We start from the raw sequence: 26,332 nt of genomic DNA on the forward strand, positions 1-26,332 counted from the left end.
TGTGGCCAGCTTAGCGTAAAATCTGGTGAAAATCTCAATGCAACTATAGCTTTAGCGGCCCGCAGCGTGCGGGCCGGCATTATTTAGTAAGCAACGGTAAACTGCTTTTGCAAGTGCTGAGGATGTTCAATTTCATCGACAATTGCGACTGCCAGATCTGCAACGCTGATGGAGGCAGGATGGTCGCCAGACATCAGCAGTTCGGTGCTGCCGACGCGGAACTGGCCGGTGCGTTCACCCGGCTCCAGCATTGCCGCCGGTGACAGATAGGTCCAGTCGAGGTCCGTGCCGCTGCTTTGCAGGGTATTACGCAGGGCACGTGCACCCAGTGCGCCGGGTTTAATTTCGGCTGGAAACGCCTCGGTATCAACCAGTTCAACGCCCGGAGCCACCTGTAGGCTACCCGCGCCACCGACCACCAGTAAGCGTTTTACCTGTGCGGCCCGCACCGCTGCCAGAATTTGCGTGCTGCCTTGGGTAAACTTCTCAAACAAATCGCTTTCAGACCAGCCCGGATTATAGGCGCTGATAACCGCATCCTGACCGCGCAGCACGCCGCTAAGCCATTCGCTATTGTGAATATCGCCGCTTGCCAGCGTCAGATGAGTATCCTGCGGTAAATTTTTACCCGAACGGGAGATGGCGGTCACCTGATGGCCGCGCGCCAGCGCTTCCTTTACCACTTCCTGACCGACAAAACCTGTTGCGCCGATAACTGAAATTTTCATGCTGTCCACCTGTAAGTTTGAATTGCGTGATTAAACTTTACTGCTTAACAATAGTATTGATAAGTGGCATATTTCCACTTTTATAATGAAGTAAAACTTACGAATAATGGAAAATCTTAACCGAATGGCGGTATTTGCCACCGTAGTGATTGAAGGTTCGCTGGCCGCGGCCGGTCGGCGATTGGGGATCTCAGCCTCTGCGGTCAGTCAGCATTTACGTCAGCTGGAAGGTTCGGTCGGCGTGCCGTTACTGCACCGATCCACACGCAAATTGACCCTGACCGATGCTGGCGCCGCTTTTTTTCCCGGTTGCGAAGCGATGCTAAACAGCGCCCGCGACGCAGAGCAGCGGCTGGCAGAGAGGCGCGATACCCTGAGTGGAGAACTGCGCATCTCTTCGACGGTGGGCATCGGCGGCCAGCCACTGTGTGAAGCGCTGACGCCGTTATTGCAGCAGCATCCCGGACTTCAGCTGCGGATTATCGCCACTGACAATGTGCTGGATATGATTGAACACCGCATTGATATTGCATTGCGGGTCAATCGCCAGTTAAGCGATTCCCGTGTTATCGCTCATCAGCTGGTGAACTGGCCGCTGGTTATCTGCGCTACGCCGCGCTATCTCTCAATACACGGCGTACCGGAACGGCCAGAGGATTTGGTACAACATCGCTGGATTAGCGGTATTCATTCTGGCGGTACGGTTAACGCCAGGTCTATCGAGCTGCATCACCTCAGGCTGCCGCCGGTTAAATTACGGCTCGCCGAAGGGCAGGTATTGAGTGACAGTATGCATGTGGTGCGCGCCTTTACCCTCGCAGGCCAGGGTATTTCACTGCAACCGCTGTTTGAGATTCAGGACAAGCTGCGCAGTGGCGAGCTGATGCTGCTGCTGCCAGAGTGGCGTCCGGCATCGATCAGGCTGACCGCGTTAACGCTGGAACGGGTGTTACCCGAGAAAACCCGACAGGCATTACAGGCATTAGGTGACTATTTCCGGCGAATTGATGCCGTGCCGCTTGCAGATAACCGCTAAGCGATCTTCAATAAAGAATAACAGTGTTAACCAGGAGTTCAGGTGGCCGAGCAACTTGAGTTTTTCCCGGTTCCCAGTCCGTGCCGGGGCATATGTCAGTCAGATGAACGCGGCTACTGCCGTGGCTGCCTGCGCAGCCGCGACGAGCGCTTTAACTGGATGAAATTCAGCGATGCACAAAAGCATGAGGTGTTACGCTTGTGCCGTCAGCGCCTGCTGCGTCGCCAGCGTGGTGCGAAAAGCGAAGTTCCTCACGATCCAGAGCAGCCTTCACTGTTTTAACTCGCGTTTTTTTCCTGCCGAACCGGCTATACTGTTGCGCAAATTCAGTTAGATGGCCGTCTGGCCACGGGGAGAATCGCAATGCTTAAACGTCTGCAAATTGCACCACAAGGGCCGGAGTTTTCCCGGCTGATTATGGGTTACTGGCGGCTGATGGAATGGGGCATGACGCCGCAGCAACGGGTGAGTTTTATTGAACAGCATCTGGAGCTGGGCATCACCACGACCGACCATGCCGATATCTACGGTGACTATCAGTGCGAAGCCGCATTTGGTCAGGCATTGCGGTTGGCTCCATCACTGCGACAGCGGCTGGAGCTGGTAACTAAATGTGGTATCGCCACGACGGCGAAGCCTGAAAACCGCCTTGGTCACTATATTACTGACAGCGCCCATATTATCCGCAGTGCCGAAAATTCTTTGCGTCATTTCTCAACCGATTACCTTGATTTGCTGCTGATTCATCGCCCCGATCCGCTGATGGATGCCGATGAAATCGCCGCAGCGTTTCTCTCGTTGCATCAGAGCGGCAAAGTGAAACACTTTGGCGTCTCCAACTTTACGCCGGCACAGTTTGCACTGTTACAGTCACGCCTGCCGTTTACTCTGGCGACCAATCAGCTGGAAATCTCACCGCTGCATCAGCCAGCGATTCTCGATGGATCACTCGATCAGTGTCAGCAGCTGCGAATTAAACCGATGGCGTGGTCGTGCCTGGGTGGCGGCCGTTTGTTCAGCGATGCAGAATTCCAGCCACTGCGTGATGAGCTGACGGCAGTGATGGCGGAGACTGGCGCAGATAATATTGAACAGCTGGTGTATGCCTGGGTGATGCGTTTACCTTCACAGCCACTGCCAATTATTGGTTCCGGTAAAATTGAGCGGGTTCGTGCTGCGTTGCGCGCCAGTGAAATCGAACTGACACGCCAGCAGTGGTTCCGCATTCGCAAAGCGGCGCTGGGTTACGACGTGCCGTAAAGAAACGCAAATCGTGGCTTTTTGTTGCCCGTTCTGCTGAAAAGGGTCCAGGCTTAGCAAGTGCGTGATCAATTCAAAGGAGCGGAAATGAAAAGTTACGGTTTGGCAGTACTGGCACTGTTGGTGTCGGGATTTGCCCAGGCAGCCAGCGAGAAGGTTGAACTGCACGATGTCAGCACCCAGGGCATTGGCAGGTCGATAGGTCAGGTTACGATTAGCGAGACGCCTTACGGGCTGGAGTTTAAACCCGATTTGCATTCACTGAAGGCGGGCGTTCACGGTTTCCATGTGCATGCTAAAGGCAGCTGTGAACCGGCCACTACCGACGGGAAAGCAGTGGCGGCAGGCGCGGCAGGCGGGCATCTTGACCCCGGAAACAGTGGAAAACATCTCGGCCCTTATCAGGACGGGCACTTAGGTGACTTACCGGCGCTGTTTGTTACCGCGGACGGTAAAGCCACCTATCCGGTACTGGCTCCGCGCATCAAGAAACTGTCTGAGATCTCCGGTAAGGCGCTGATGGTGCATGTTGGCGGTGATAACCACTCCGATCATCCAAAACCGCTGGGCGGCGGCGGTGACCGCTTTGCCTGCGGCGTAATCAACTAACGTTTTTTCCCAGGGCGGTGTTCTCGCCGCCCGTTGCCGCGAACAGCATATAGCCATCTGCCTGAGGTTTCAGCGTAGCCAGTCTGTTGACACTGGTTTTCTCTGCTATTGAATCTATAGTTAACTGGCATACTCAGATGAAAGGATCTATTTATGGAAGCGACGTCAGAAAAAGATATTTCCAGTGATTTATCAGAGTTCGTCGGCACGCATTTCGTTTATACCTATGAAAACGGCTGGAAGTATGAATGGTACGCCCGCAACGACAACACCTGTGATTACCGTATTCATCAGGGACTTGTCGGTGGACGCTGGGTGACGAATCAGAAAATGAATGCAGTACAGTTTGCCCCCGGCATCTTCAAAGTTGACTGGCATTAACCAACCGGAACCTGTGTCAGCCTGCTGTTTGATATCCGAAGGAAAGTGATCCACGGAACCATATTCTTTCCACAGTGGATAGCAGGAGAAGGCCAGCATCCGGAGAAAACCATTTGTTACCAGAATGAGTTTATCGACGATATGCATCGGTTCCGAGATGAGGGACCGGCCTATCCATATGTGGTGATTCCGGAGTTCGCAAAAGTGACCTGGATGAAAAATGAAGGCGCGGATAACGACGGCGTGATCAATATGCCGCCCGGTCAACTTCCTTCAGATTTCTTTGACGGTAAATAATCCTTACGGCTGACAATAGTCAGCCGGTAAAGGTTAGCCCTTAATCAACCGTTCTCGCTGGCAGCGCCTGCTTTAACTGCGACAATGAGCACCACAGCCGCCAGATAATTCCCGCCAGTTCGTCGGCATCCTCACGGTGTTGCGCCTGTAAGGCATCAATCATCTGCTGGAGTTCTGTCAGCGTTTCATCCAGATAGCGGTGATGAACGCCGCGCTCGCTGATAATACGGTGCAGCCCACGCAGGCTGGCGTCACGCATGGTTGCCAGTGAAGCAGAGTCGCTTTGCCATTCGCGCAGTTGCCAGACGATATGCGAGCAGTTGAGCAGCACAACGCCCCAACGCAGCAGCCAGACGCGCGCAGGCTGATCGCGGCTGGTATTCAGCTGGCTGATACGGTGGTAAATCTGCGATTCAAACCGGCTTTCGCTCAGTCGCGGATGACGACCAAGCTGATCGAGAAACTCACGCCGCAGCGCACGGATGTGGCGGCGACTTTTGCGTTTGTCAGAGCTGGGGCGCAAAATCTGAAACGCCAGCCAGGCCAGCAGCACGCCGCAAACCTTGGCGATATTATCGTTGAGAAAATCCTGATAGTCATATACCGGCGGATTCGTTACCGCCAGAAACGACCCCATAAACACGATAAACTGGCCCCACAGCGCGGCGCGCTTCTGTTGTTGCAGCTTAAACAGTTGCAGGGTAATTAACAGCGGCAGCAGAAAGATCAGAAATTGCCATAGCTGGCTGATTTGAATCATCAGACCAAATTTAACCAGAAAGCTGAACACTGAAAGCAGCAGCAGTGTTTTCAGCAGCAGTGAAATGCTGCCAGTCGGCGAGGGCGCTGAGGAGTAGAGCACGCAGCTGATAGCGGTCAGCGTCAGTGCGGCACTGCCTGCATCCCACTGGGTATTAATCCAGAAGGTACAGCCCAGCACGATAACGCTGAAGGTACGCAGTGCGCTCCAGCTGGCTTCTGCGCTGTCGGTATAGCGCGCCAGTGACGGCACCGGCGGCGGTGAGAAGCGCGTTTCGGCATCAGCTCGTTCAAACTGACGCAACCAGCGGCTGACGTTAAGATACATCCAGCAGAAGTAGCGCAGACGATGCCAGAAGGCGCGATGGCGGTAGTCGCTGTCAGTATCTGGCGCTGCACTCTGCAAAATTTGCGCCAGCCGATATTTATCGCAATCGCTGCGTGCCAGTTCGCTGAGCAATTGATGCAGCGCGCTGAACAGCACTTCCGGCGGATTGGGCCAGTTAAGCAACATTCGCCGCAGGCTGGAGATCACGCTGGTGAGCCGCAACTGCTGGTGCAGCACATAGTTCAGCAGGTTATTTTGTCGGCGAAAGCGATAATGGCTCCAGAATGCCTGAATGCGCAGCAGATTCATGGTGAGAATCTGGCTGATAACATTTTCATGGGCGGTGCGCATGGTATCGGTGATTTCCGGCTGTAGCATCAGTGCAGCGTGATCCAGCAGCCGGGCGTGCATGGTTTTCAGCGAGGTGATTAATGCATCGCCATCTGAAGTGCTGGGCAGGATCATCATCATCAGGCCACCGCACAAAATGCCGGAAATCACCTCACAGACGCGTGCCTGAGTTATCTCCCAAAGGTCGCCGATATCGGTGATATTGACCGTGCTGAAGGCGATGATCGCCGCGGTATAACCCGCCAGCGAGAACGCATAGGCCACATTGTTCTGAAAGTGGTTGGCAATCCAGGTGCAGAGCGCCAGCCAGCTGGCAATCGCCAGAGTAAACAACCAGGGTTCGTTGAGCGTATGACCGGCAATCAGCAGCGCCGCGCTGGCACCCAGTAAGCTTCCGGCAATGCGGCCAAGACTTTTACTGATGACGCCACCAACGGTCGGAAAGCTGACCACTGCTGCGGAGGTCATCGCCCAGTAGGGTTCATCAAGGTCCAGCGCGTAAGCAATGCTCAACGCCAGACACATCGCCAGCGCGTTGCGTAATGCATAGCGCCACTGTCCACCGGTGGCCTTAATCCACGGCAGTTGCTTCCATTCCAGCCAGCTGAGGTTCATCATCGATCAGGGCTGAATGGAGACGGTGGCGGTAGTGCCGGCGACCAGCGGCAAATCATCCGGAATATTGCTGATTGCTATACGCACCGGTACCCGCTGCGCCAGCCGCACCCACGGAACGTTGGGTTTAATATCCGGCACCAGCCCGCTGTCACTTTCAATGCTCTGATCGTAAATCGCCCGTCCAATGCTCTCGACCCGGCCTTTCAGTTGTCGATCGTTGCTGTAAAGCACAATATCGGCTTCAGCACCGGGGCGGATATGGCGCAGTTTGGTCTCTTCAAAGTAACCGATAATATAAAATGAGTGGCTGTCGACCAGTGCAAACACCGGTGTGCCGCTGGTGGCGTAATTGCCAGGGCGCAGATTGAGATTAGTGATCCAGCCATCGGTCGGCGCATAAACCTGGGTTTGCTGCAGGTTCCACTGTGCCTGTTCAAGCGTGGCTTGCGCGGCTTTTGCGCTGGCCGCCGCTGCATTGGCGGTTAAGTTAGCCGCATCCATATCCTCAGCTGAAATCACATTGCGCGGCAGGCTACGTCGGCGACTGGCTTCATGCTGGGCTTTTTGCAAGTCCGCCTGCGCTTTGCTTAGCTGTGCTTCTGCATTGAGCAGCGCGATGCGCCAGGGTTCGTCGTCAAGGGTAAACAGCAGGCTGCCTTTTTTTACCCACTGATTATCCTTCACCAGTAGTTTATCTATGCGTCCTGACACCTGTGGCGTAATATCAACCAGTTCGGCGCGCACTTTGCCATCTCGCGTCCATGGCGATTGCATATAGTAATTCCACAGACACCAACCGGCGCACAGTGCGGCAGCGAAAACAATCACCGTTGAGAAATACTTTAAGCTATTCAGTTTCATCTAATCACCAGCGTCCAGACAACCATAATGATGCACTCACACACAGCACAAACAGCGACAGATCCATTAACGTCGGATGCCAGATTTCGCCGGAATAGAGCCAGCCTCGAATCAGAGGGTGGAGTAATAACCAGATAAGGAAACCCAACAGTACCGCTTTAAAAATGGGCGGAAAAAACAGCGAGGCACCAAAAACCAGGTCAGTGAGGGGAGCTGTGGAACTCAGTAGCATTGTCGACACGTTTCGTCATCCTTCATTGCGGGTATGCGAGGTAACCCGAAATTAAAATACGCTTTCCATTTTGTGTTTGCCCTGGATTTGTATTTTGTCCTGTAAACTCGCAGAATAGTCTAGAATCAGGCTTGATAGCTAGCAAGCTAATTATAAGGAGATGAAATGGATACGCCACTAGGAACGGACCTGGCACGATTAGTGCGCATATGGCGCGCTCTGATTGATCAACGGTTGAAACCGTTGGAGCTGACTCAAACACATTGGGTCACACTGCATAATATTCATCAGTTGCCACCGGATCAGTCTCAGATTCAGCTGGCCAAGGCAATTGGTATTGAGCAACCTTCGCTGGTAAGAACGCTGGACCAGCTGGAGGAGAAAGGGCTGATTACCCGTTGTACTTGCGCCAACGATCGTCGTGCCAAGCGTATTAAGCTGACGAAAGAAGCTGAACCTATCATCTGTGAAGTGGAGCACGTGATTGATGCGACACGCGATGATATTCTTTCGGGTATCTCTATGCAGGAGATAAGCCAGCTGGTTACGCTGATTGCGCGACTGGAGAAAAACATTCTCGAGTTGCACAATAAAACCGAGTAAACGTTAGAAAAAACCGGCGTCTGGCGCCGGTTTTTTTGTATAGATTAACGTGGGGAAACGGTAACCTGCCTGCCGTTGGATGCCAGCATGACGCGCTGACCAACCGAGAAGCGGGTTGAACCCTGTTTCTGCACCACCAGGATGGTATTACCATCATCTTTACGCACTTCCAGCTCAACGCCAGCGGTTTTATTCATCGAACCCTGCACGCCCTGGCCAGCTACGCCGCCCAGTACCGCACCACCTGCAGTTGCCAGGCTGCGTCCGCTGCCGCCGCCAATGGTGTTACCAAGGAAGCCACCAAGCACCGCACCGCCGATCGCGCCAATGACGTTGTTATCGTCACCGCCCTGAATCTGGACTGGACGAACGGAAACCAGCGTGCCGTAAGTGACGCTCTGAACCTGTTTGGCTTCAGATGCACTGTAAACGTCGCCGGAGAGGCTGCTGGAATTAGTACAGCCTGCCAGTGTAATGCCGGTCAGTGCCACTACAAACATACGCTTGATCATTGTGATGCTCCTCAATTACTTATTGGCTACGCAAAAGGTGTAACCATCGCTAACCATATTATATGGCACAAGTCTGGCTTGTTGCGGATTTTAGTCAAAAAAACTGACAAGTGCAGCATACCCATGCAAGATTAAACGAACTCTCAATAACCATGCCAACTTGACGGGCATTCAGAAAAAACCGTTAGTTGCTTCAAAAAACGGCAATTAATCATAGTATTACACGGCTATTTTTGCCAGGCTGAAGTAAAGGCTCTTTCCGGGCGCGATATTAAGGCAATGAAATGAAATCAGGACGTTATATTGGAGTGATGTCCGGCACCAGCCTCGATGGTGTTGATGTGGTGCTGGCGGCAATTGACGAGCGCATGGTGGCGCAGCAGGCCAGTTATGTCCATCCGTTCCCGCCTGAGCTGCGCCAGCAGGTGCTGGCGATTTGCCAGGGCCAGAGCCTGACCTTATCGCAACTGGGCCAGCTGGATACGCGCCTCGGGCGGCTGTTCGCCGAAGCGGTGCTGACCATGATGAAGCAGCAGGGGCTGGAAGCTTCAGATATTACTGCAATCGGTTGTCATGGCCAGACCGTCTGGCACGAACCGCTGGGTGAGGCGCCTAACAGCCAGCAGATTGGCGATAATAATCAGATTGCTGCCGCCACAGGCATTACCGTGGTCGGCGATTTTCGCCGGCGCGATATGGCGCTGGGCGGGCAGGGCGCGCCGCTGGTGCCCGCGTTTCACCAGGCGCTGCTGATGCACACCAGCGAACGTCGTATGGTGCTTAATATTGGCGGCATCGCTAACTTATCGCTGTTGATACCCGGTAAACCGGTGCGCGGCTATGATACGGGTCCGGGTAATATGCTGATGGACGTGTGGATCTGGCGTCAGCGCGGCAAAGCCTATGATAAAGATGGTGAGTGGGCCAGCAGCGGCAAAGTGATCGTACCGCTGTTGCAATCAATGCTGGCCGATCCCTGGTTTGCGCTGCCGGCACCGAAAAGTACCGGACGCGAATATTTTAACCTCGGATGGATTGAGAAACAGCTGAGTGCTTTTCCGGCGCTGGCGGCGCAAGATGTGCAGGCGACGTTGACAGAGCTGACCGCCGTCACCATTGCTGAACAGGTGCTGCTGAGCGGCGGCTGCGAACGACTGATCGTTTGCGGCGGCGGCGGGCGCAACCCGCTGCTGATGGCGCGTCTCGCCGGGCAGCTGGCGGGAACGGAAGTGCTCAGCACCGACGAACTGGGAATCAGCGGTGATGATATGGAAGGGCTGGCATTTGCCTGGCTGGCTTATCGCACCTTATCTGGTCTGCCGGGGAATCTGCCCTCCGTGACCGGTGCCCGTAGTGCCAGCGTGCTGGGTGCCATTTTCCCGGCTAATTATCCCGATGGTTCACACTAATTAGCAGTTGTGGTTGAAAAGGAGTTATTGATGAAAAACACCCTGATGGTAGCCGCTTTATTCACCTTATCGGGCTGTGGTCTGATGTCGCATTCTGAGCAACAACAGGTTGAAACCCTGCGCTATACCTGCGGCACCCTGCCGCTGACGGTTAAGGTAGACAACAGCCAGGAGCAGGTCAGCCTGATTTTGGATGGTAAGCCGCTGACCCTGAAGCAGCAGATTGCCGCTTCCGGCGCGCGCTACAGTGACGGCAACTACGTCTTCTGGTCGAAGGGAGACGGGGCTTTTATCGAACGTAACGATAAAATTATTATCGATGATTGTAAGCTGCAATCAGGAAGTTAAGTCGTTGAAGTTCATCGGGGTGAGGCGCACAATGGCTTCACCCTTTTTATTTTCCAGAAGCCTTTGTTATGACCGATAGCGATAACCTGCAACAGATTGCCCATCTGCGTCGTGAATATACGCGTGGTGGCCTGCGCCGTAAGGATCTTCCCGAACAACCGCTCGATCTGTTTGAGCACTGGCTGCGCCAGGCATGTGACGCCCAGCTGCCCGATCCCACCGCGATGAGCGTGGCTACCGTTGATGAACACGGCCAGCCTTATCAGCGCATTGTGCTGCTGAAACACTACGATAAACAGGGAATGGTGTTCTACACCAATCTCGGCAGTCGTAAAGCGCATCACCTTGAGAATAACCCGCGCATCAGCCTGCTGTTTCCATGGCACATGCTGGAACGCCAGGTGATGGTGCTGGGCAGCGTTGAGAAACTGTCGGCGCTGGAAGTCATGAAGTATTTCCACAGCCGACCGCGCGATAGCCAGATCGGCGCCTGGGTATCAAAACAGTCGAGCCGGATTTCAGCGCGTGGCGTGCTGGAAGGTAAATTCCTTGAGCTGAAGCAGAAGTTCCAGCAGGGGCAGATCCCGTTGCCGAGTTTTTGGGGTGGATTCCGCATCAAAATCGATACGATGGAGTTCTGGCAGGGAGGAGAACACCGGCTGCACGATCGCTTCCTCTATCAGCGCGACGGCGAAGGCTGGAAAATCGACCGACTGGCGCCCTGAATTGCTGAAAAATCCCTTTAAGCGCTGGTACTGAATCCTTCAGCGCTTTATTCTATAGGCCGTTATTTTTTCTTCCGCATCCAGGCGGAAAGCTGTGTACCAGCCCAGGTGCAGTCGTTTCTACATGGAGTCTTTGATGGCCAGCAGTAACCTGATTAAACAATTGCAAGAGCGGGGCCTTGTCGCCCAGGTAACGGATGAGGACGCGTTAGCAGCACGACTGGCGCAAGGGCCAATCGCACTGTATTGCGGCTTCGATCCGACCGCCGACAGCTTGCATTTGGGGCATCTGGTGCCTTTGCTTTGCCTGAAACGCTTTCAGGACGCCGGACATAAACCTGTTGCCCTGGTAGGTGGCGCAACCGGACTGATTGGCGACCCAAGCTTCAAAGCAGCCGAACGTAAACTGAATACCGCCGACACCGTTAATGAGTGGGTTGATAAGATTCGTCATCAGGTGGCACCGTTCCTCGATTTTAACTGCGGTGACAACAGCGCCATTGCCGCCAATAACTACGACTGGTTTGGCGGCATGAACGTGCTGACGTTCCTGCGCGATATTGGTAAGCACTTCTCAGTTAATCAGATGATTAATAAAGAAGCGGTGAAGCAGCGTCTGAATCGCGATGACCAGGGGATCTCTTTCACCGAGTTTTCCTACAATCTGCTGCAGGGCTATGACTTTGCCTGCCTGAATGAGCGCCACGGTGTGGCATTACAGATTGGCGGTTCCGATCAGTGGGGCAATATCACTTCCGGTATCGATCTGACGCGTCGTCTGCATCAGAACCAGGTATTTGGCCTGACGGTGCCGCTGATCACCAAAGCTGATGGCACCAAATTCGGTAAAACCGAAGGGGGCGCGGTATGGCTGGACGCGAAAAAGACCAGCCCGTACAAATTCTATCAGTTCTGGATCAACACCGCCGATGCCGATGTCTATCGCTTCCTGAAATTCTTTACCTTCCTTAGCCTTGACGAGATCAATGCGCTGGAGGAAGAAGACAAAAACAGCGGTAAAGCACCACGTGCTCAGTACGTGCTGGCGGAAGTGGTAACGAAGCTGGTTCATGGCGAAGAGGGGCTGGCAGCGGCAAAACGCATTACCCAGAGCCTGTTCTCCGGTGCGATGACCGAAATGACCGAAGCAGATTTCGAACAGCTGGCGCAAGACGGCATGCCGACAATTGAACTGGCGGCAGAAGACGATCTGCAACAGGCGTTGGTCAATGCTGAGCTGGTGCCATCCCGCGGTCAGGCGCGCACAATGATCGGTTCTAATGCGGTAACGGTGAACGGTGAGAAGCAGTCTGATGCGGAATACCGCTTCAGCGACAGCGACAAACTGTTTGGGCGTTTTACCCTGCTGCGTCGCGGCAAAAAGCACTACTGCCTGGTGTGCTGGAAATAAAATAATATCGATCCTCAAGTGCCGGTGATGCCGGCACTTAATTTGGCAAGGCTGTGCAGGTCCCCCGATAATGAAAAATATCCTTTCTATCCAGTCGCATGTGGTTTTTGGTCATGCTGGCAACAGTGCGTCAGAATTTCCGATGCGTCGCATGGGCGCAAACGTTTGGCCGCTCAATACCGTGCAGTTCTCTAACCACACTCAATACGGTCACTGGACCGGCTCAGTGATGCCGGCCTCACATCTGACCGATATCGCCAAAGGTATCGCTGAAATCGATCGCCTGAAAACCTGTGATGCGGTGCTGAGTGGTTACCTCGGTTCGGCTGAACAGGGCGAACATATATTAAAGATTGTTCAGCAGGTAAAAGCGGCAAATCCTGACGCCTGGTATTTTTGTGATCCGGTGATGGGTCATCCGGAAAAAGGCTGCATTGTGGCTCCCGGCGTCGCCGAATTTCACTGCAAAGCGGCACTGCCTGCCAGCGACATTATTGCGCCAAACCTGCTGGAGCTGGAAATGCTTAGCGGGAAAAGCGTGGCCAGTGTGGATGAAGCAGTAGCGGCCGCGCGTGAGCTGATCGCACTGGGGCCGAAGGTGGTACTGGTTAAGCATCTGGCGCGTGCCGGATTGCGCAGCGATCGCTTCGAAATGCTGCTGATCACCGCCGGGGAAGCCTTCCATATCAGCCGTCCGCTGGTGGATTTTGGCGTGCGTCAACCGGTCGGTGTCGGCGATCTGACCAGCGGGCTGTTATTGGTTAATCTGTTGCACGGCCAGCCGCTGCAACAGGCGCTGGAACACGTCACCGCCGCGGTGTATGAAGTGATGATTAAAACCCATGAAATGGGTGAATATGAGCTGCAGCTGGTGGCGGCACAGGAAGGAATTGCTAAGCCTCAGCACCATTTTGCCGCGGTGAAGCTGTAAATCTGCTTTATTTACGGGCGACGATGATGCCGCCCGTAGACCTCTATATCGCTTCGTAATCACCGGTGCCTTCCGGCCACGGCGTCAGCAAATCATAACCTGAATCAGTGACCGCAATGGTGTGTTCCCACTGGGCAGAGAGCGAGCGATCCTTAGTGACCACTGTCCAGCCGTCGGAAAGTACGCTGGTGGCGGCTTTGCCGACATTGATCATCGGTTCAATGGTAAAAATCATCCCCGGCTCCAGCACCATCCCTTCACCGGCGATACCGTAATGCAGCACCTGTGGGGCAGTGTGATACTCCTCACCCACACCATGACCACAATACTCCCTGACCACCGAGAATCCGGCACCTTCAGCTACGCGCTGGATGGCCGCGCCGATATCACCCAGCGTGGCGCCCGGACGCACAACCTTAATACCGGCCACCATCGACTGATAAGTGACATCCACCAGCCGTCGTGCGCGTACTGACGGCTCACCGACAAAGTACATTCTGCTGGTATCGCCATACCAACCTTCTTTAACGATCGCCACATCGATATTAACGATATCGCCGTTTTTCAGCTTTTTATCCGATGGAATGCCGTGGCAAACCACATGATTTACTGACGTGCAGACGGTGCGCGTATAGCCGTGATAGCCAATATTGGCAGGAATGACATTCAGCTGATGAACCAGATAATCATGGCACAGGCGATCAAGTTCATCGGTAGTCACGCCAGCGCGGACATACGGGGTGATCATTTCCAGCACTTGTGCGGCTGCCTGCCCGGCCGCGCGCGCCAGTTCAATTTCTTGCTGCGAGTGCAGCTTGACCTGTTTCATTGTGCTTCCTCATGCTTTTCAAACGATTTAAGCAGGCTGGCGATATCGGTATCGCCCTGTAATTCCGCCTTAACCAGCGCACGAGCCAGTTGGTCATGCGACAGCTGCGGGCAAAGCTCCGCCAGCATGCCGATCTTCATCCAGTGCTCAGCCTGAGCGTTAATCGACCGGCTCATGGCATTGCTGGCGATGCGCAAATTCTCGTGCATCAAATCAGAGATTTTTACGATTCCCATACATCACCTATACGAAACATATATGAAATGTATATTGCCACATTCTGCCAGGCAAAAGATAGCGTCAAACGGAATGCGCTCAGGTCATCGGTGATTTTTGCCCGACAATTTCGTGAATGACATCTCAAATCGGTTAGAAAGTCAGCGTTGACTATTGCGGGTGGCCAGCACCAATGATATTTGTAAACAACTTTACGGATGTATGTGAAGTTGGAAAGTACATCACAATCGATATCATCAAGGACACCCCATGTCAGAGCTTAAATTTGCCACACGTCTGAACTCATTTGCCTCCGGTGCGCCACTTTACTGGCCGGATCTGCAAGGTAAGCCCTCAGTTCTGCAAATGATCGAGCGCGCCGCCACGGTTAAAGGTTTAACCCATCTGGATCTGAACTATCCTCAGCACATCACCGATGATGTTAACGTCATGCGTCAGAAAATCGAGCAGTCAGGGCTGGCGGTCAACGGTATGCAGATGCGCTGGGATGCGGCGGAATTTAAAATCGGTGCATTCACCAACCCCGATCCAAAAATTCGTCGTAAGGCGATTGAGCTGACTAAACGCGGGATCGATGCCGGACGTGAATTCGGTGCCAGCCTGATGACATTGTGGATGGGGCAGGATGGTTTTGATTACTGCTTCCAGGCGGATTACAAAAAAATTTGGGAGGATGCGGTCAGCGCGGTCCGGGAAGTGGCCGAATATGCCCCGGATGTTGATGTCAGCATCGAATACAAACCTAACGAGCCACGTGCATTCAGTATTTTCCCGAATGTCACCACCTGTTTGATTGCGGTAGAAGAAGCCGGTTGCCCCAATCTTGGCATTACGCTCGATTTTGCCCATGTGCTGTACGCCAATGAGATCCCGGCTTATGCCGCCGCGATGGTGGCGCGCCGTTCGCGGCTGCTGGGTCTGGATCTTAATGACGGCTGGGGCAAACGCGATGATGGCCTGATGGCGGCTTCGGTTAACCCGCGCGCCACGCTGGAGTTCCTCTGGCAGATGCAGCGTGATGGTTATCAGGGCGCTTATTATTTCGATACTTTCCCGGACGCCAGCGGTCTCGATCCGGTGCGTGAAGCGGAAACCAATATCGCCACCGTCACCCGTTTACTGAAGCTTTGCGAAAAACTGAATAACAATCAGCCGCTGGCGGAGGCCATCAGTCGTCAGGACGCGGTCACCTCCCAGCAAATTGTTAATGACATTATGCTGGCCAGATAGTCCCCGTGCCATCGCTGGCTCAGCTATGGCAATAATAAAAAAGAAGAAGGTCTAAAATGAAAAAAACATTACTTTCTGTACTCGCCTCAGGCTTGTTTTGCACCAGCGTTTTTGCCGCCGATTTAACTCCACTGCAGTCTGATACCGAAAAGGATCGTACCGAGTGGACCGAACTGGCGACCAAATACGGACCACTGCCTGCAGCGGACGGTAAACTGAAAATTGGCGGCGTATCGAAAACCCTGACCAATGAATACTGGCGTTCGCTTGGCGACGGCTATAAAGCCTTTGCCGATAAACATGGCTTTACCGTGGCTTACCAGGCCGCCGCCAATGAAGACGATCAGCTCGGACAATTATCCATCGCTGAGACATTGATCGCTCAGGGATTTAATGGCCTGCTGGTTTCACCGCAGACCGACGCCAATTTACAGCCGGCGTATGAGACTGCCAAAAGTAAAGGTATCCCGGTGGTGAACGTCAACGACGCGGTAATGCCCAATGCGGCTTACTACGTTGGTAATGTGCAGAAAGATAACGGCGTCCGGGTGGCTAACTGGTTTATTAAACATAAACCTCAGGGCGGAAAAGTGGCGGTAATCGAAGGCCAGCCTGGCGTTTATGCAGCGGCGCAGCGTACCAAAGGCTTTAAAGAAACCCTTGAAGCCAACGGGAAGTTTCAGGTTGTTGCCAGCGTGCCGGCAAACTGGAGCCGTGAAAATGCCTATAACGCGGCGGCAACTATTTTACAGCAGCACCCGGATTTAATTGGCTTCTACGCCAACAATGACGGCATGGCGCTCGGCGTCGTGGAGGCGGTGAATTCACTGGGTAAAAGCAAGCAGGTAGCGGTGTTTGGCACCGACGGTATTTCTGATGCCTATGCTTCCATCAAGCGCGGTGAACTGACCGGTACCGTCGACAGCTTCCCGGTTCTGACTGGTGAAGTGGCAATGGAAGTGATGGTTCGTCTGGTAAATGGGCAGAAATTATCACGCGTGATCTCTACACCTCAGGCGCTGATCACTAAAGAAAACGCAGAGGCATTCTCGACTAAAGATAATGAGAAACTGCGCCAGCTGCTGTTACAGCAGTAAGTAAAGTGACGGAGGCTGTATGGAACACGATTGTTTGACGATGCGCGGCATCAGCAAAACCTATGGCAATATCGCCGCGGTGCAGGGCGTGGATTTTTCGGTCAGGCATGGCGAAGTACACGCGTTAATTGGTGAAAACGGCGCGGGGAAATCAACTTTGCTTAATATTCTCTCCGGCGTGCGCGCCTCTGATGAGGGTGAAATCAGGGTCGACGGGCAACTGGTGCAGATGAAAAATCCGCTTTCGGCGCGACATGCTGGCATTGCCATGATTCATCAGGAGTTACAGCACGTTCCGGAACTCTCCGTCGCGCAGAATATGTTTCTTGGTCGGCCGTTAACTCGCTTTCGCGGCCTGTTTGTCGATCGTAAAGCGCAGTATAAGAAGGCGGTGGCGATTCTCAGGCGTCTTGACCCGTCGATTAATCCTGATGAGCCGATTAAAAACCTGAAGGTTTCGCAACAGCAGATTGTCGAAATTGCCCGGGCGTTGCTGGATGAGGCAAAAATCATCGCCATGGATGAGCCCACTTCCAGCCTGACGCCAACAGAGTTTGAAAGGCTTGCGGAGTTAATCGCCGATCTGAAATCCATGAATGTGTCATTGATTTACGTCTCACACAAAATGGATGAGATATTTAAAGTCTGTGACCGCGCCACCATTATGCGCGATGGCAAACAGGTGGGGGTGGTTAATATCCGTGATGAGACGGAGGAGACCATTGTCACCAAAATGGTTGGGCGTAAGATTGAAAAGATCCAGCATCAGTCGTTTGTCGGTGATAAGGAGCTGCTGCGGGTTGAAGGCCTTGAGCGTGGTCAGACCGTGTTGCCTGCCAGCTTTAGCGTCAAGGCAGGGGAAGTGCTGGGTATCGCCGGGCTGGTGGGGGCGGGGCGGACTGAACTGCTGAAACTGATTGCCGGTATCGACAGCAAAACCAGTGGTAGAGTGATTGTTGATGGCAAGGCAGTGAACAATCTTAATGTACGTTCGGCGATCCGCGCCGGCATCGGGCTGGTTCCGGAAGACCGTAAAAAAGAGGGCATTATTAAAGAGCGGGCGGTAAAAATGAACGTCGCGCTACCATCATTGGGTAATTTTACCCGCAGTGGCCTGCTGAAAAAAAATAAACTGAATCAGGTGGCGCTGGACGTTATGACCGATCTGAATCTGCGGCCTCTGAATATTGAAAAGCCCATCGGCACATTAAGTGGTGGCAATCAGCAGAAGGTGATTATTGGCCGCTGGGTAGTGGCGGACACCAAGGTGTTTCTTTTTGATGAACCCACCAGGGGTATCGATATTGGTGCCAAGTCTGAAATTTATAATTTAATTGAAAAGTTAGCCCGGCAGGGAAAAGCCATCGTGGTGGTCTCGTCTGAAATGCCGGAAATTATCCGTATATCAGACCGCGTGCTGGTGATGCGCGAAGGTAAGATTACTACCGAGCTTAAAGGTGATGAGATAACAGAAGAAAACATCGCCCGTTATGCGATTAGCGATCGTAAATAAATAACTTGCTCTGCAACCTACATTTATCATTAAGGCACTCGTTATGATGACACAAGGTAAAACTCAGCCTGCAGGACATCCATCTGCGCTGTTTAAATTTAATCTGCGTGATGCAGGAACGGTGATTGGGCTACTGATTATTCTTTTCACTTTTTCGATGCTGTCACCGGTATTTTTTACCCTGCCTAATCTGCTTAATATTCTGCAACAGTCTTCGATTAATGCCATTATTGCGCTGGGAATGACGCTGGTGATTATTTCCGGTGGTATTGATCTCTCGGTCGGGCCGACAGCGGCGTTATCTGCGGTATTAGGCGCTACCCTGATGGTTTCCGGCGTGCCGGTGCCGCTGGCGATTATGGCGACGCTGGGAGTCGGCGCGATGTGCGGTATTTTTAGCGGCACGTTAGTGGCTTATGCCGGACTGCAACCATTTATCGTTACCCTTGGTGGCCTGTCGCTGTTTCGCGCGCTGTCGTTAATTTTTACCGGCGGCAATCCCATCTTCGGCATTCCGATGGAGTTTCGCAGCTTAATCAACAGTACCGTGCTGGGGATTCCCACGCCGATTGTGATTGTGGTGGTGGTGGCAGTCACGCTGTGGGTCATTATGAATAAAACCCCACTTGGTGAGTACATTCTGGCGGTAGGCGGTAATGAGGAAGCCGCCCGGGTGGCTGGCGTGCCGGTAAAAAGAACCAAAGTGACGGTGTTTGTTATCTCGGGTGTATTAGCCTCGCTGGCGTCGCTGATTTTAATCGGTCGTCTCGGCGCGGCTGAGCCGACGATGGGAAATTTATGGGAGCTGGATGCGATTGCGGCGGCGGCGATTGGTGGCGCCTCATTAATGGGTGGCAAAGGCAGTGTGATTGGCACCATTGTTGGCGCAATTATTCTCGGATCGCTGCGTAACGGCCTGACGCTTCTGAATATTCAGGCGTTTTATCAATTGCTTGCTACTGGCCTAATAATTATCATAGCCATGTTGATTGACAGAGCGACTCGAGGCAAGTAATGAATCAGGATCCGAAAGCAATAGGTGCTCAAATTCGTATGCGTTTGCCAATGTTGACGCCACTGGAAAGAAAAGTCGTGGAGTCGATTACAGCCAGAACCGATTTATCCGAGCAGACAACGTTGAAAGAAATTGCTCAGGAAAATAATGTTTCTGATGCCATGATAGTAAAAATAGCCAAAAAGCTTAACTTCTCGGGCTTTCGGGATTTCAGAAGCAGTCTGGTTTACTATAATTACTCTGAAGTGGCAGGGCTGCATGCGGAAATAGAACCTGGTGACTCATCGGAACAATTACTGTCAAAAGTTTTCCGAACATCGATTCAGGCAATTGAAGAAACGCTGTCTATTCTCGATGTTTCTGAATTCAATCGCGCTGCTGATATTCTTTTTAAAGCACGACATATCGACTTATATGCGGTGGGTGGCTCTGCCGCAGTGACGCGCGACCTGTCGCATAAACTGCTTAAAATTGGAATTAAAACCACAGCATACGATGATGCACATATTATGCTGATGTCAGCAGCGATTTTATCGGACGATGATGTAGTAATTGCAATCAGTCATTCCGGTGCTACACGCGCCGTTAATGAGCCGATTAAACTGGCGGCGCGTAACGGTGCCCGGGTTATTGCTATTACTAATTACTCCGAGTCGCCCATTGCGCGCGATGCGCATGTGGTGCTCACTTCAACTTCGCAGGGCTCTCATTTGCTGGGGGAAAACGCAGCGTCACGCATTGCACAGCTGAATATACTGGACGCATTGTTTGTGGCTATTGCGAAAAAGGATCTTAATAAAGCAGAAAGGAATCTGATTAAAACTCAGCAGGCGGTCCAGAATTTAAGAGAATATTAGCATGAGTAAAATAGTAGTCACTGGTAGTCTCCATTACGACATTATGCTCCAGGCACACCATCGCCCTGAAAAAGGCGAAACCGTGATGGGTACTGACTGCGCATATAAATTTGGCGGTAAAGGCGGCAATCAGGCTTTGTCTGCCGCCCGAGCGGGTGCAGAGGTGAGCTTTATCGGTGCAGTGGGCGACGATGACCAGGGAAAATTTTTACTTTCGCAACTTAATCACGCTGGCGTTGATACGCAGCGGGTTGCGGTGCTGGATTCGGTGCCTTCAGGCATGAGTGTGGCAATCCTCGATGCGGAAAATGATTATGGCGCCGTGGTGGTATCCAATGCCAATAACGCTATCGATCCGGCACAGTTTACCGTAGTCAGCGCATGGCAAAATAGTGTCATGCTGTTATTGCAGAATGAAGTACCTGAAAGTGTGAATGTCTGTGCCGCTGCGCAAGCGAAACTGCGCGGCGTTACGGTGTGCCTGAATGCGGCACCGGCCCGTGAAATCAGTGCCGAAATGCGCGCAGCGGTGGATTTGCTGGTGGTCAATGCGGTTGAGGCACGCGATCTTAGCGGGTTGAAAGTGGCTGACTTAGCAAGTGCCTGTCTGGCCGCGGAGTCATTAAGCCGTCAGTTTCCGGCGGTGGTGGTGACAGCCGGAGAATATGGCGTTGCCTGGTGCGAGCAGGGGCAGAGTTGCCAGTCGCTGGCGGCAGAGAAGGTGGTGCTGGTCAGTACTCACGGTGCAGGTGATTGTTTTATGGGGGTTTTAGCCGCAGCCTTATTGCGGCAGCACTCTTTAGCTGAGGCGGTGACTCTGGCTAATCAGGCCGCAGCGGAACATGTTTCACGACAGCCGATCTGACACTGACGGAACACTTGCGCCATGCGGTAGCCGTTCCTGCGACGCCGCAAGGTGAACGGCGATATAGCGCTGATAGCGCGAGGCTTTAAGCTGGGTCAGGTCCACCAGCACCAGCCCGTCAACACAGTGGTTAAAAGCCGGGTCGCTGCCGAAATCAATAAACTGCACGCCACCCGGTTCGCACAGCTCAGAATACTGTTTATACAGCGGCGGGATCGCAGTACCCAGATTATTCAGCAGTTGCTTCAGGCGCTTTAAATCTTCCGCGTAATTGTCACCGGTAAACTGCGCCAGCACCGCAGGGAGCGAGGCTGGCCACGGACGGCGTGAGGTCGCCAGCGGCATCGTTGGCGCGAAGTAGAGACGGTAAAAGGCCACCAGCAGATCGCGAGCCGCTACCGGCATCCCGCCGGAGATCGATACCGGCCCAAACAGATAGCGATATTGCGGATATTTCGCCAGATAAGCGCCTATTCCCAGCCACAAATAATCCAGGCCGCGTTTGCCCCAGTATGCCGGCTGAATAAAACTGCGCCCCAGCTCAATGCCCTGCAACAGCACCGGGTTCATCTGGTTGTCGTAATGAAACAAGCTCTGGCTGTAGATGCCATTCACGCCTTTGCGCGCCAGCTGCTCAGCGGTTGGAAGAAAACGGTAAGCACCGACAATATCCAGCGCCTGTTGATCCCACAGAATCAGATGATAATAGTCGTCGTCATAGTCATCCAGATCGCGCCGTTTGCCGCTGCCTTCACCCACCGCGCGAAAGGCAATTTCACGCAGCCGCCCCAGTTCACGCAGAATGGGCACATAGTCTTCACCGTTGCGACGGTAAAGATAGATCACTTTGCCATCGGCAAGGTGCCCAAGCACTTCACATTCTGCCAGCGCGCGCTTCAGCACCGCGCGATCCTCCGCACGGGCAATCGCCGGTTCGGTCTGAAACAGTGCGGATTTGTTCCGGGCAATGCGATAAAGATGACGTCGGAAACGCTTAGCCAGCTGCTTTGCTGGCGTATGACCGTCATGCCAGCTGGCAAAGGGAATGCATGCGCCAATTTTAAGTTTAAGCCGAGCCCCGCGATGCTTAAACATTTCGCGCACCAGCAGCAACATCGACAGCGGTTGATAAATAATCGAGGTGGCATAAAACAGCATACTGTTACGCCCGCTGACGTGAACCGGCACAATCGGTGCCCGGAATCGTGCGGCGAGGCGAATAAAGCCGTGGCGCCATTTTCCGTCCCTGACGCCTTTACTGCCAAAGCGCGACACTTCACCGGCCGGAAAAAAGATCAGCACCCCGTGATTCTCAAGTTGCTCCTGCATCAGTGCTAACTGCTGGCGGTTGGTGCGATTGCCCATGTTGTCCACCGGCACCATCAGACTGCGCAGTGATTCAAGACAGTTCAGCAGGCGATTAGTGACAATTTTAACATCGCGCCGCACCTGCGACACTGCATGCAGCAGTGCCAGCCCATCCAGCGTGCCGAGTGGATGATTGGCCACGATAACCACCGGACCCTGGCTGGGGATCTGCTCCAGATCGCGCTCGCTCAGTTCACAGCGGATATCGAGATACTCCAGTACCTGTTCTACCCTATCCAGCCCTTTCAGGTGGCGATGATGCTGGTTAAATTGCTGAAACTCTTTTTCATGCAGCAGGATCCGCAGCACCTTTTTTTGCCAGCCCGGCGTTTTGCGCTGCGGATAAAGATCGTCGAGGACGGTTTCGAGTGTGAACACGGTTATCTCTCCGGAGGCTTTTTCGCGACAGTAAACAGCCGGGATGACGATTTGATTACCGTTAAATGATAATCGTGTTAGTCGGACAGACGCGTGCGCAAAAAAACGCTGGGCGGTCGAATGTTAATCGAAATAAACCTACTAACGGTATTGTTTCACTGTTGCAACAATGGGGGCATATCCAACAGAGAATCCAGATTGTTGCTGGATAAAACTTGCAGCTGGCTGTTAACTGGAACATTATTTTTTTCAAACAATCAATGTTGATTAGGAGAAGCCTATGTCTGAAGTGCGTACTGTGAAGTTTGTGACGTTACTGGGAAGCTTACGTAAAGCCTCATTAAATGCCGTAGTGGCGAATAATCTGCCGGCACTGGCACCTGAAGGGGTGGAGATCAGTGCGCTTGGTTCAATCAGTGAGCTGCCACACTACGATGCCGATATTCAGGCAAGCGGATTTCCTCCGGCGGTGCAGGCGATGGGGCAGGCAATTGCTCAGTCAGACGGCGTGATTATCGTGATGCCGGAATATAACTATTCGATTCCGGGCGCGCTGAAAAATGCGCTGGACTGGATTTCACGCTTGCCAGAAACGCCTTTTGCCGGAAAGCCGGTGGCGATTCAGACTGCGTCGCCGGGCATGATTGGCGGCGCGCGCGCCCAGTACCATCTGCGCCAGGTGATGGTGTTCCTGGATGCGCAGGTACTGAATAAACCAGAAATTATGATCGGCCAGGCCGCGGCGCGAATTAATGCTGAATCGGGCGAAATTACCGATGAAAGTACACGGCAGCATCTGACCCAACAAATTGCCGCGCTGGCGGCGCTGGTACGTCAGAAGAACTAGCTTGCCTGAGTTGATGCCGTATCATTCGATGCGGCATCACAGCCACGGTTATTTAGGATGCTCCAGTCTGACTTACTGATTTTCTTCAAATTTCAGTGATGCATTTGTCTCCTTCATTTCCTCTGTATACTGATTTCTTCTGACCAGGAGAAGAGGTTTCTCGCTTACACCCGGTTGAAAAAAAAGTTTTAACTCGCCCACATAAACAGAATGAATGGTTCGATATTTTTGTAATTAGAAAATATATTTCAATGATGATGGCGCATCTGAATGACGCCATCTGCAAGCAAATCTGTCATTGATAAGAACCTGCGTAACGCAGCGATAAGGGCGAGAACGATGGAAACCAGGCAAACGCGTTATAACATGAAGTACGTTATGCTCTGCTGTACGGTCGCGGCATTTGGCGGACTGTTGTTGGGCTACGACTCTTCGATTATATCCGGAGCAATCGAACCGCTCAGTGAGCATTTCCGACTCTCTCCGGCAGAAACCGGTTGGGCAGTGTCCAATATTCTACTGGGAAGTCTGGTCGGCTGTTTTCTGGCACCGAAACTCAGTGACAAACTGGGGCGTAAAAAATCGCTGGCCATTACGGCACTGATTTTTACTCTCTCGGTTGCAGGCACGGCGGTAGCACACAATTTTACCGTATTTGTGGCTGCGCGCATGCTTGGTGGGCTGGCGATTGGTCTGGCGTCGGTGATTTCGCCGATCTATCTCGCTGAACTGTCACCTTCAAAGTTTCGCGGCAGAACCACTGCGCTCTATTCTGTTTGTTGCGTCGGAGGCCAGTCAGTAGTGCTGCTGACTAACTACTACATTCATCAGTCGATGCTGCCGGAGGCGATGGTGGATATCGGCTGGCGCTATATTCTGGCGACTGCGCTGGTTCCCTGCGCGTTATTTATTCTGTTTGTGATTTTTATTCCGGAGTCACCTCGCTGGAACGTGCTGAAAGGGCGTGATAAATCCGCACTGGATACCCTGACTAAAATTTCCAATGGTAAACATGCGCAGACGGTATTCAACGAAATAAAATCGTCCTTACCACAGAATGCCGCGCAGACTCATACTACCCGCTTCAGATTAAATAAAACCACCGTTCCGTTACTGATTGTCGGCATTGGTCTGGCCGTAGGCAACCAAATCAGCGGGATTAACGTGATTCAGTATTTTGGTCCCTCGCTGCTGAAAAATGTCTTTCCTGACGCTGGATCGGCGCTGCTGCAGACCTTCTGGCTTTCTGTCTGTCAGTTCGTCGGGGTGTTAATCGGTATGTCGTTGATTGATAGAGTAGGGCGTCGCAAGCTGCTGTTAATGGGCGCAATTGCTTCCTGCGTGTTTCTTACCTATTCATTTGTGGCTTTCTACTATCATTTGCCGGGTATGCTGGCGGTGATTGGCCTGTTCGCTTATATGATTTTCTTCGGCATCACCTGGGGGCAAATTGTCTGGACAGTACTGGGCGAGCTGTTTCCGACTGAGATTCGTGCGGTCTGCGTCGGTATCTCGATCTGTATGATGTCAGTGGCTAACTTTATTATCAGTACCACTTTCCCGATTATGAACAGCAATCCGTGGCTGCTGGAGATATTTCACGGCGGCTTTCCGCTGCTGCTGTTTGCGGTATTCTCACTGGGGATGTATTTCTTCACCTTCCGTTACCTGCCGGAAACCGCCGGGGTTTCACTGGAAAAAATCCAGCATCTGGTACTGGAGAAATTTCATGTTAACGCGCCAGCGAATAACGTCAGCGTCAGTAAAGTAGAAAATATGTAACTGGAATACGCCATTCAGTCAGTTTCCGGTGGAAACCGGCTGGACGGCGTTTTCCTTAATCTGCTCAGTAAAAAGGGGCACAACCTTCCAGTGCCTGATCAATGATATCCAGCACCGCTTCCTCATTATTATGCCCGGCCTGATAGCGTGCCACCTGTTTAATCTCTTCACTGGCATTAGCCATACTGAAACTGTATCCGGCCATCGTCAGCATTTCCTTGTCATTGGCGCTGTCGCCGAATGCCAGCATCGCCGCATCATCTATATCCCAGTGCTGTTGCAGGATCTTCAGGCCGTTAGCTTTATGAACGCCAGGAATAATCAGGTCAACAAACCCAAACCCGCTGGTGACAGGCGTGACGCTGCCGTTGAGCACGGTGCCCAGATGCGCAGAGAGTTGTGGTATCAGGGAATCGTCCAGCGTCAGGGCAAATTTAAAGATATCGTCCGGCAGCTCTGCCACGTCATGGTAGCGCTGCAGGCGATAATAATGACGCGACATCAGCGCGACCACGGAATCTGGCGCGGTATGGTGCAGCCAGGCACCTTGCTCGCCGCAAACTACCGTGTATACCTGCTCCATTTGCGCCAGTTCAGCCATTATATGACGCACATCAGTAAAGGGGATATGACCACAGAACAGCGGTTTATTTTCACTGAATACGTATGCGCCATTCTCGGCAACAAAGGTAATCTCGCTGGCAATTTCAGGGAAAAAGCGGGTCAGCTGATAAAACTGGTTTCCGCTGGCGACGACAAACTTAATCCCCTGGCGCTGCATTTGCTGGTACTGAAGGTTAAAGCGCGCCCGGTTATAACTTTTGTTGTCACTGAGAAAGGTTCCATCCATATCGACGGCAATTAATTTTACTGACATACCGGCACCTTTAAGTAAGATTAAAAAGCAAAGTTAGT

The 26,332-nt window shown here is 52.8% G+C and carries 27 protein-coding genes and 1 pseudogene; 19 read left to right on the forward strand and 9 right to left on the reverse strand.

Translation table 11 applies throughout. The annotated features are described in order from the left end of the window. Positions 1–83: 83 nt before the first annotated feature. Positions 84–728 carry an NAD(P)-dependent oxidoreductase gene (locus tag RIN69_RS10780; protein ID WP_313857357.1) on the reverse strand — a complete coding sequence of 215 codons (645 nt, stop codon included), beginning with the start codon at positions 726–728 and terminating at the stop codon, positions 84–86. 106 nt (positions 729–834) lie between these two features. Here RIN69_RS10780 and RIN69_RS10785 point away from each other — a divergent pair, with 106 nt between their 5' ends. The 5 genes and pseudogenes from RIN69_RS10785 to RIN69_RS10805 all read left to right on the forward strand — a co-directional run bounded on the left by RIN69_RS10785 (position 835) and on the right by RIN69_RS10805 (position 4,311). Continuing rightward, positions 835–1,764, forward strand: coding sequence for a LysR substrate-binding domain-containing protein (locus RIN69_RS10785; protein WP_313857359.1), 930 nt, complete (start codon positions 835–837; stop codon positions 1,762–1,764). 42 nt (positions 1,765–1,806) lie between these two features. Further along, the gene (locus RIN69_RS10790; RefSeq protein ID WP_313857360.1) at positions 1,807–2,046 is read left to right on the forward strand and encodes a DUF1289 domain-containing protein; all 240 of its coding nucleotides are present in this window, start codon (positions 1,807–1,809) and stop codon (positions 2,044–2,046) included. 81 nt (positions 2,047–2,127) lie between these two features. Next, a complete protein-coding gene (locus tag RIN69_RS10795) occupies positions 2,128–3,024 on the forward strand; it encodes an aldo/keto reductase (RefSeq protein WP_313857361.1) in 897 nt (298 codons plus the stop codon). Between the two features lie 87 nt (positions 3,025–3,111). Further along, positions 3,112–3,633, forward strand: a complete 522-nt coding sequence (gene sodC, locus RIN69_RS10800) for a superoxide dismutase [Cu-Zn] SodC (RefSeq protein WP_313857362.1) — start codon at positions 3,112–3,114, stop codon at positions 3,631–3,633. A 153-nt stretch (positions 3,634–3,786) separates the two neighbouring features. Continuing rightward, a pseudogene (locus RIN69_RS10805) lies at positions 3,787–4,311 on the forward strand (phenolic acid decarboxylase). A gap of 40 nt (positions 4,312–4,351) precedes the next feature. Here RIN69_RS10805 and RIN69_RS10810 read toward each other — a convergent pair. From RIN69_RS10810 to RIN69_RS10820, 3 genes are read right to left on the reverse strand one after another with little or no spacing between them, the layout of a single operon-like run. Further along, positions 4,352–6,364, reverse strand: a complete 2,013-nt coding sequence (locus tag RIN69_RS10810) for an FUSC family protein (RefSeq protein ID WP_313857707.1) — start codon at positions 6,362–6,364, stop codon at positions 4,352–4,354. 6 nt (positions 6,365–6,370) lie between these two features. Continuing rightward, entirely contained in the window at positions 6,371–7,228 is an 858-nt protein-coding gene (locus RIN69_RS10815) for an HlyD family secretion protein (protein WP_313857363.1), read from the reverse strand. A gap of 4 nt (positions 7,229–7,232) precedes the next feature. Next, positions 7,233–7,460: a DUF1656 domain-containing protein gene (locus RIN69_RS10820; protein ID WP_313857708.1), complete on the reverse strand. Its 228-nt coding sequence runs from the start codon at positions 7,458–7,460 to the stop codon at positions 7,233–7,235. A gap of 165 nt (positions 7,461–7,625) precedes the next feature. On the opposite strand from RIN69_RS10820, the gene slyA reads away from it, so the two are divergent. Continuing rightward, positions 7,626–8,063: a transcriptional regulator SlyA gene (gene slyA, locus RIN69_RS10825; protein WP_313857364.1), complete on the forward strand. Its 438-nt coding sequence runs from the start codon at positions 7,626–7,628 to the stop codon at positions 8,061–8,063. A gap of 44 nt (positions 8,064–8,107) precedes the next feature. Here the strand turns inward: slyA and slyB are convergent, their stop codons facing one another. After that, a complete protein-coding gene (gene slyB / locus RIN69_RS10830) occupies positions 8,108–8,575 on the reverse strand; it encodes an outer membrane lipoprotein SlyB (protein ID WP_313857367.1) in 468 nt (155 codons plus the stop codon). Between the two features lie 284 nt (positions 8,576–8,859). Between slyB and anmK the strand changes: the two genes are divergently transcribed. From anmK to pdxY, 5 genes are all read left to right on the forward strand, one after another. Beyond that, positions 8,860–9,984 carry an anhydro-N-acetylmuramic acid kinase gene (anmK, locus tag RIN69_RS10835; RefSeq protein WP_313857368.1) on the forward strand — a complete coding sequence of 375 codons (1,125 nt, stop codon included), beginning with the start codon at positions 8,860–8,862 and terminating at the stop codon, positions 9,982–9,984. A 30-nt stretch (positions 9,985–10,014) separates the two neighbouring features. Next, the gene (locus tag RIN69_RS10840) at positions 10,015–10,332 is read left to right on the forward strand and encodes an MliC family protein (protein ID WP_313857369.1); all 318 of its coding nucleotides are present in this window, start codon (positions 10,015–10,017) and stop codon (positions 10,330–10,332) included. Positions 10,333–10,400: 68 nt separating this feature from the next. Further along, positions 10,401–11,057 (forward strand): pyridoxamine 5'-phosphate oxidase, encoded by a 657-nt coding sequence (gene pdxH / locus RIN69_RS10845; protein WP_313857370.1) that lies wholly within the window; start codon positions 10,401–10,403, stop codon positions 11,055–11,057. Positions 11,058–11,193: 136 nt separating this feature from the next. Continuing rightward, complete coding sequence (gene tyrS / locus RIN69_RS10850) at positions 11,194–12,468, forward strand: tyrosine--tRNA ligase (protein ID WP_313857371.1); 1,275 nt, start codon at positions 11,194–11,196, stop codon at positions 12,466–12,468. A 70-nt stretch (positions 12,469–12,538) separates the two neighbouring features. Next, positions 12,539–13,399 (forward strand): pyridoxal kinase PdxY, encoded by an 861-nt coding sequence (pdxY, locus tag RIN69_RS10855; RefSeq protein WP_313857372.1) that lies wholly within the window; start codon positions 12,539–12,541, stop codon positions 13,397–13,399. Between the two features lie 43 nt (positions 13,400–13,442). Here the strand turns inward: pdxY and map are convergent, their stop codons facing one another. Both map and RIN69_RS10865 read right to left on the reverse strand, forming a co-directional pair. Next, positions 13,443–14,228 carry a type I methionyl aminopeptidase gene (map, locus tag RIN69_RS10860; RefSeq protein WP_313857374.1) on the reverse strand — a complete coding sequence of 262 codons (786 nt, stop codon included), beginning with the start codon at positions 14,226–14,228 and terminating at the stop codon, positions 13,443–13,445. Then, a complete protein-coding gene (locus tag RIN69_RS10865) occupies positions 14,225–14,464 on the reverse strand; it encodes a ParD-like family protein (RefSeq protein WP_313857375.1) in 240 nt (79 codons plus the stop codon). The genes map and RIN69_RS10865 overlap by 4 nt, the downstream gene beginning before the upstream one ends. A gap of 250 nt (positions 14,465–14,714) precedes the next feature. Here RIN69_RS10865 and RIN69_RS10870 point away from each other — a divergent pair, with 250 nt between their 5' ends. Genes RIN69_RS10870 through RIN69_RS10895 form a run of 6 tightly spaced genes read left to right on the forward strand, consistent with a single transcriptional unit; the run spans position 14,715 to position 21,042 of the window. Next, the gene (locus RIN69_RS10870; protein ID WP_313857377.1) at positions 14,715–15,695 is read left to right on the forward strand and encodes a TIM barrel protein; all 981 of its coding nucleotides are present in this window, start codon (positions 14,715–14,717) and stop codon (positions 15,693–15,695) included. Positions 15,696–15,751: 56 nt separating this feature from the next. Next, complete coding sequence (locus RIN69_RS10875) at positions 15,752–16,792, forward strand: sugar ABC transporter substrate-binding protein (RefSeq protein WP_313857379.1); 1,041 nt, start codon at positions 15,752–15,754, stop codon at positions 16,790–16,792. Between the two features lie 19 nt (positions 16,793–16,811). Beyond that, entirely contained in the window at positions 16,812–18,305 is a 1,494-nt protein-coding gene (locus tag RIN69_RS10880; protein ID WP_313857380.1) for a sugar ABC transporter ATP-binding protein, read from the forward strand. Positions 18,306–18,348: 43 nt separating this feature from the next. Next, the gene (locus RIN69_RS10885; RefSeq protein ID WP_313857382.1) at positions 18,349–19,320 is read left to right on the forward strand and encodes an ABC transporter permease; all 972 of its coding nucleotides are present in this window, start codon (positions 18,349–18,351) and stop codon (positions 19,318–19,320) included. Next, on the forward strand, positions 19,320–20,177 hold the full coding sequence (locus tag RIN69_RS10890; protein ID WP_313857383.1) for a MurR/RpiR family transcriptional regulator: 858 nt from the start codon (positions 19,320–19,322) through the stop codon (positions 20,175–20,177). Before RIN69_RS10885 ends, RIN69_RS10890 begins: the two co-directional genes overlap by 1 nt. 1 nt (position 20,178) lies before the next feature. After that, a complete protein-coding gene (locus RIN69_RS10895; protein ID WP_313857384.1) occupies positions 20,179–21,042 on the forward strand; it encodes a ribokinase in 864 nt (287 codons plus the stop codon). Here RIN69_RS10895 and RIN69_RS10900 read toward each other — a convergent pair. Then, entirely contained in the window at positions 21,025–22,788 is a 1,764-nt protein-coding gene (locus tag RIN69_RS10900; RefSeq protein WP_313857385.1) for a lysophospholipid acyltransferase family protein, read from the reverse strand. The genes RIN69_RS10895 and RIN69_RS10900 overlap by 18 nt on opposite strands. A gap of 280 nt (positions 22,789–23,068) precedes the next feature. On the opposite strand from RIN69_RS10900, the gene RIN69_RS10905 reads away from it, so the two are divergent. Both RIN69_RS10905 and RIN69_RS10910 read left to right on the forward strand, forming a co-directional pair. Further along, positions 23,069–23,635, forward strand: coding sequence for an NADPH-dependent FMN reductase (locus RIN69_RS10905; protein WP_313857386.1), 567 nt, complete (start codon positions 23,069–23,071; stop codon positions 23,633–23,635). Positions 23,636–23,905: 270 nt separating this feature from the next. Then, the gene (locus tag RIN69_RS10910; RefSeq protein ID WP_313857387.1) at positions 23,906–25,417 is read left to right on the forward strand and encodes a sugar porter family MFS transporter; all 1,512 of its coding nucleotides are present in this window, start codon (positions 23,906–23,908) and stop codon (positions 25,415–25,417) included. Between the two features lie 64 nt (positions 25,418–25,481). On the opposite strand, the gene RIN69_RS10915 is transcribed toward RIN69_RS10910, so the two are convergent. Further along, entirely contained in the window at positions 25,482–26,294 is an 813-nt protein-coding gene (locus RIN69_RS10915; RefSeq protein ID WP_313857389.1) for a Cof-type HAD-IIB family hydrolase, read from the reverse strand. Between the last annotated feature and the right edge of the window lie 38 nt (positions 26,295–26,332).

Source organism: Winslowiella toletana (genome assembly GCF_032164335.1).
Classification (GTDB): domain Bacteria; phylum Pseudomonadota; class Gammaproteobacteria; order Enterobacterales; family Enterobacteriaceae; genus Erwinia; species Erwinia toletana_A.

Coding starts and splice junctions, on each gene's coding strand:
- RIN69_RS10780 (WP_313857357.1), bottom strand. CDS start 728: ATGAAAATTTCAGTTATCGGCGCAACAGGTTTTGTCGGTCAGGAAGTG.
- RIN69_RS10785 (WP_313857359.1), top strand. CDS start 835: ATGGAAAATCTTAACCGAATGGCGGTATTTGCCACCGTAGTGATTGAA.
- RIN69_RS10795 (WP_313857361.1), top strand. CDS start 2,128: ATGCTTAAACGTCTGCAAATTGCACCACAAGGGCCGGAGTTTTCCCGG.
- sodC (WP_313857362.1), top strand. CDS start 3,112: ATGAAAAGTTACGGTTTGGCAGTACTGGCACTGTTGGTGTCGGGATTT.
- RIN69_RS10810 (WP_313857707.1), bottom strand. CDS start 6,364: ATGAACCTCAGCTGGCTGGAATGGAAGCAACTGCCGTGGATTAAGGCC.
- RIN69_RS10815 (WP_313857363.1), bottom strand. CDS start 7,228: ATGAAACTGAATAGCTTAAAGTATTTCTCAACGGTGATTGTTTTCGCT.
- RIN69_RS10820 (WP_313857708.1), bottom strand. CDS start 7,460: ATGCTACTGAGTTCCACAGCTCCCCTCACTGACCTGGTTTTTGGTGCC.
- slyA (WP_313857364.1), top strand. CDS start 7,626: ATGGATACGCCACTAGGAACGGACCTGGCACGATTAGTGCGCATATGG.
- slyB (WP_313857367.1), bottom strand. CDS start 8,575: ATGATCAAGCGTATGTTTGTAGTGGCACTGACCGGCATTACACTGGCA.
- anmK (WP_313857368.1), top strand. CDS start 8,860: ATGAAATCAGGACGTTATATTGGAGTGATGTCCGGCACCAGCCTCGAT.
- RIN69_RS10840 (WP_313857369.1), top strand. CDS start 10,015: ATGAAAAACACCCTGATGGTAGCCGCTTTATTCACCTTATCGGGCTGT.
- pdxH (WP_313857370.1), top strand. CDS start 10,401: ATGACCGATAGCGATAACCTGCAACAGATTGCCCATCTGCGTCGTGAA.
- tyrS (WP_313857371.1), top strand. CDS start 11,194: ATGGCCAGCAGTAACCTGATTAAACAATTGCAAGAGCGGGGCCTTGTC.
- pdxY (WP_313857372.1), top strand. CDS start 12,539: ATGAAAAATATCCTTTCTATCCAGTCGCATGTGGTTTTTGGTCATGCT.
- map (WP_313857374.1), bottom strand. CDS start 14,228: ATGAAACAGGTCAAGCTGCACTCGCAGCAAGAAATTGAACTGGCGCGC.
- RIN69_RS10865 (WP_313857375.1), bottom strand. CDS start 14,464: ATGGGAATCGTAAAAATCTCTGATTTGATGCACGAGAATTTGCGCATC.
- RIN69_RS10870 (WP_313857377.1), top strand. CDS start 14,715: ATGTCAGAGCTTAAATTTGCCACACGTCTGAACTCATTTGCCTCCGGT.
- RIN69_RS10875 (WP_313857379.1), top strand. CDS start 15,752: ATGAAAAAAACATTACTTTCTGTACTCGCCTCAGGCTTGTTTTGCACC.
- RIN69_RS10880 (WP_313857380.1), top strand. CDS start 16,812: ATGGAACACGATTGTTTGACGATGCGCGGCATCAGCAAAACCTATGGC.
- RIN69_RS10885 (WP_313857382.1), top strand. CDS start 18,349: ATGATGACACAAGGTAAAACTCAGCCTGCAGGACATCCATCTGCGCTG.
- RIN69_RS10890 (WP_313857383.1), top strand. CDS start 19,320: ATGAATCAGGATCCGAAAGCAATAGGTGCTCAAATTCGTATGCGTTTG.
- RIN69_RS10895 (WP_313857384.1), top strand. CDS start 20,179: ATGAGTAAAATAGTAGTCACTGGTAGTCTCCATTACGACATTATGCTC.
- RIN69_RS10905 (WP_313857386.1), top strand. CDS start 23,069: ATGTCTGAAGTGCGTACTGTGAAGTTTGTGACGTTACTGGGAAGCTTA.
- RIN69_RS10910 (WP_313857387.1), top strand. CDS start 23,906: ATGACGCCATCTGCAAGCAAATCTGTCATTGATAAGAACCTGCGTAAC.
- RIN69_RS10915 (WP_313857389.1), bottom strand. CDS start 26,294: ATGTCAGTAAAATTAATTGCCGTCGATATGGATGGAACCTTTCTCAGT.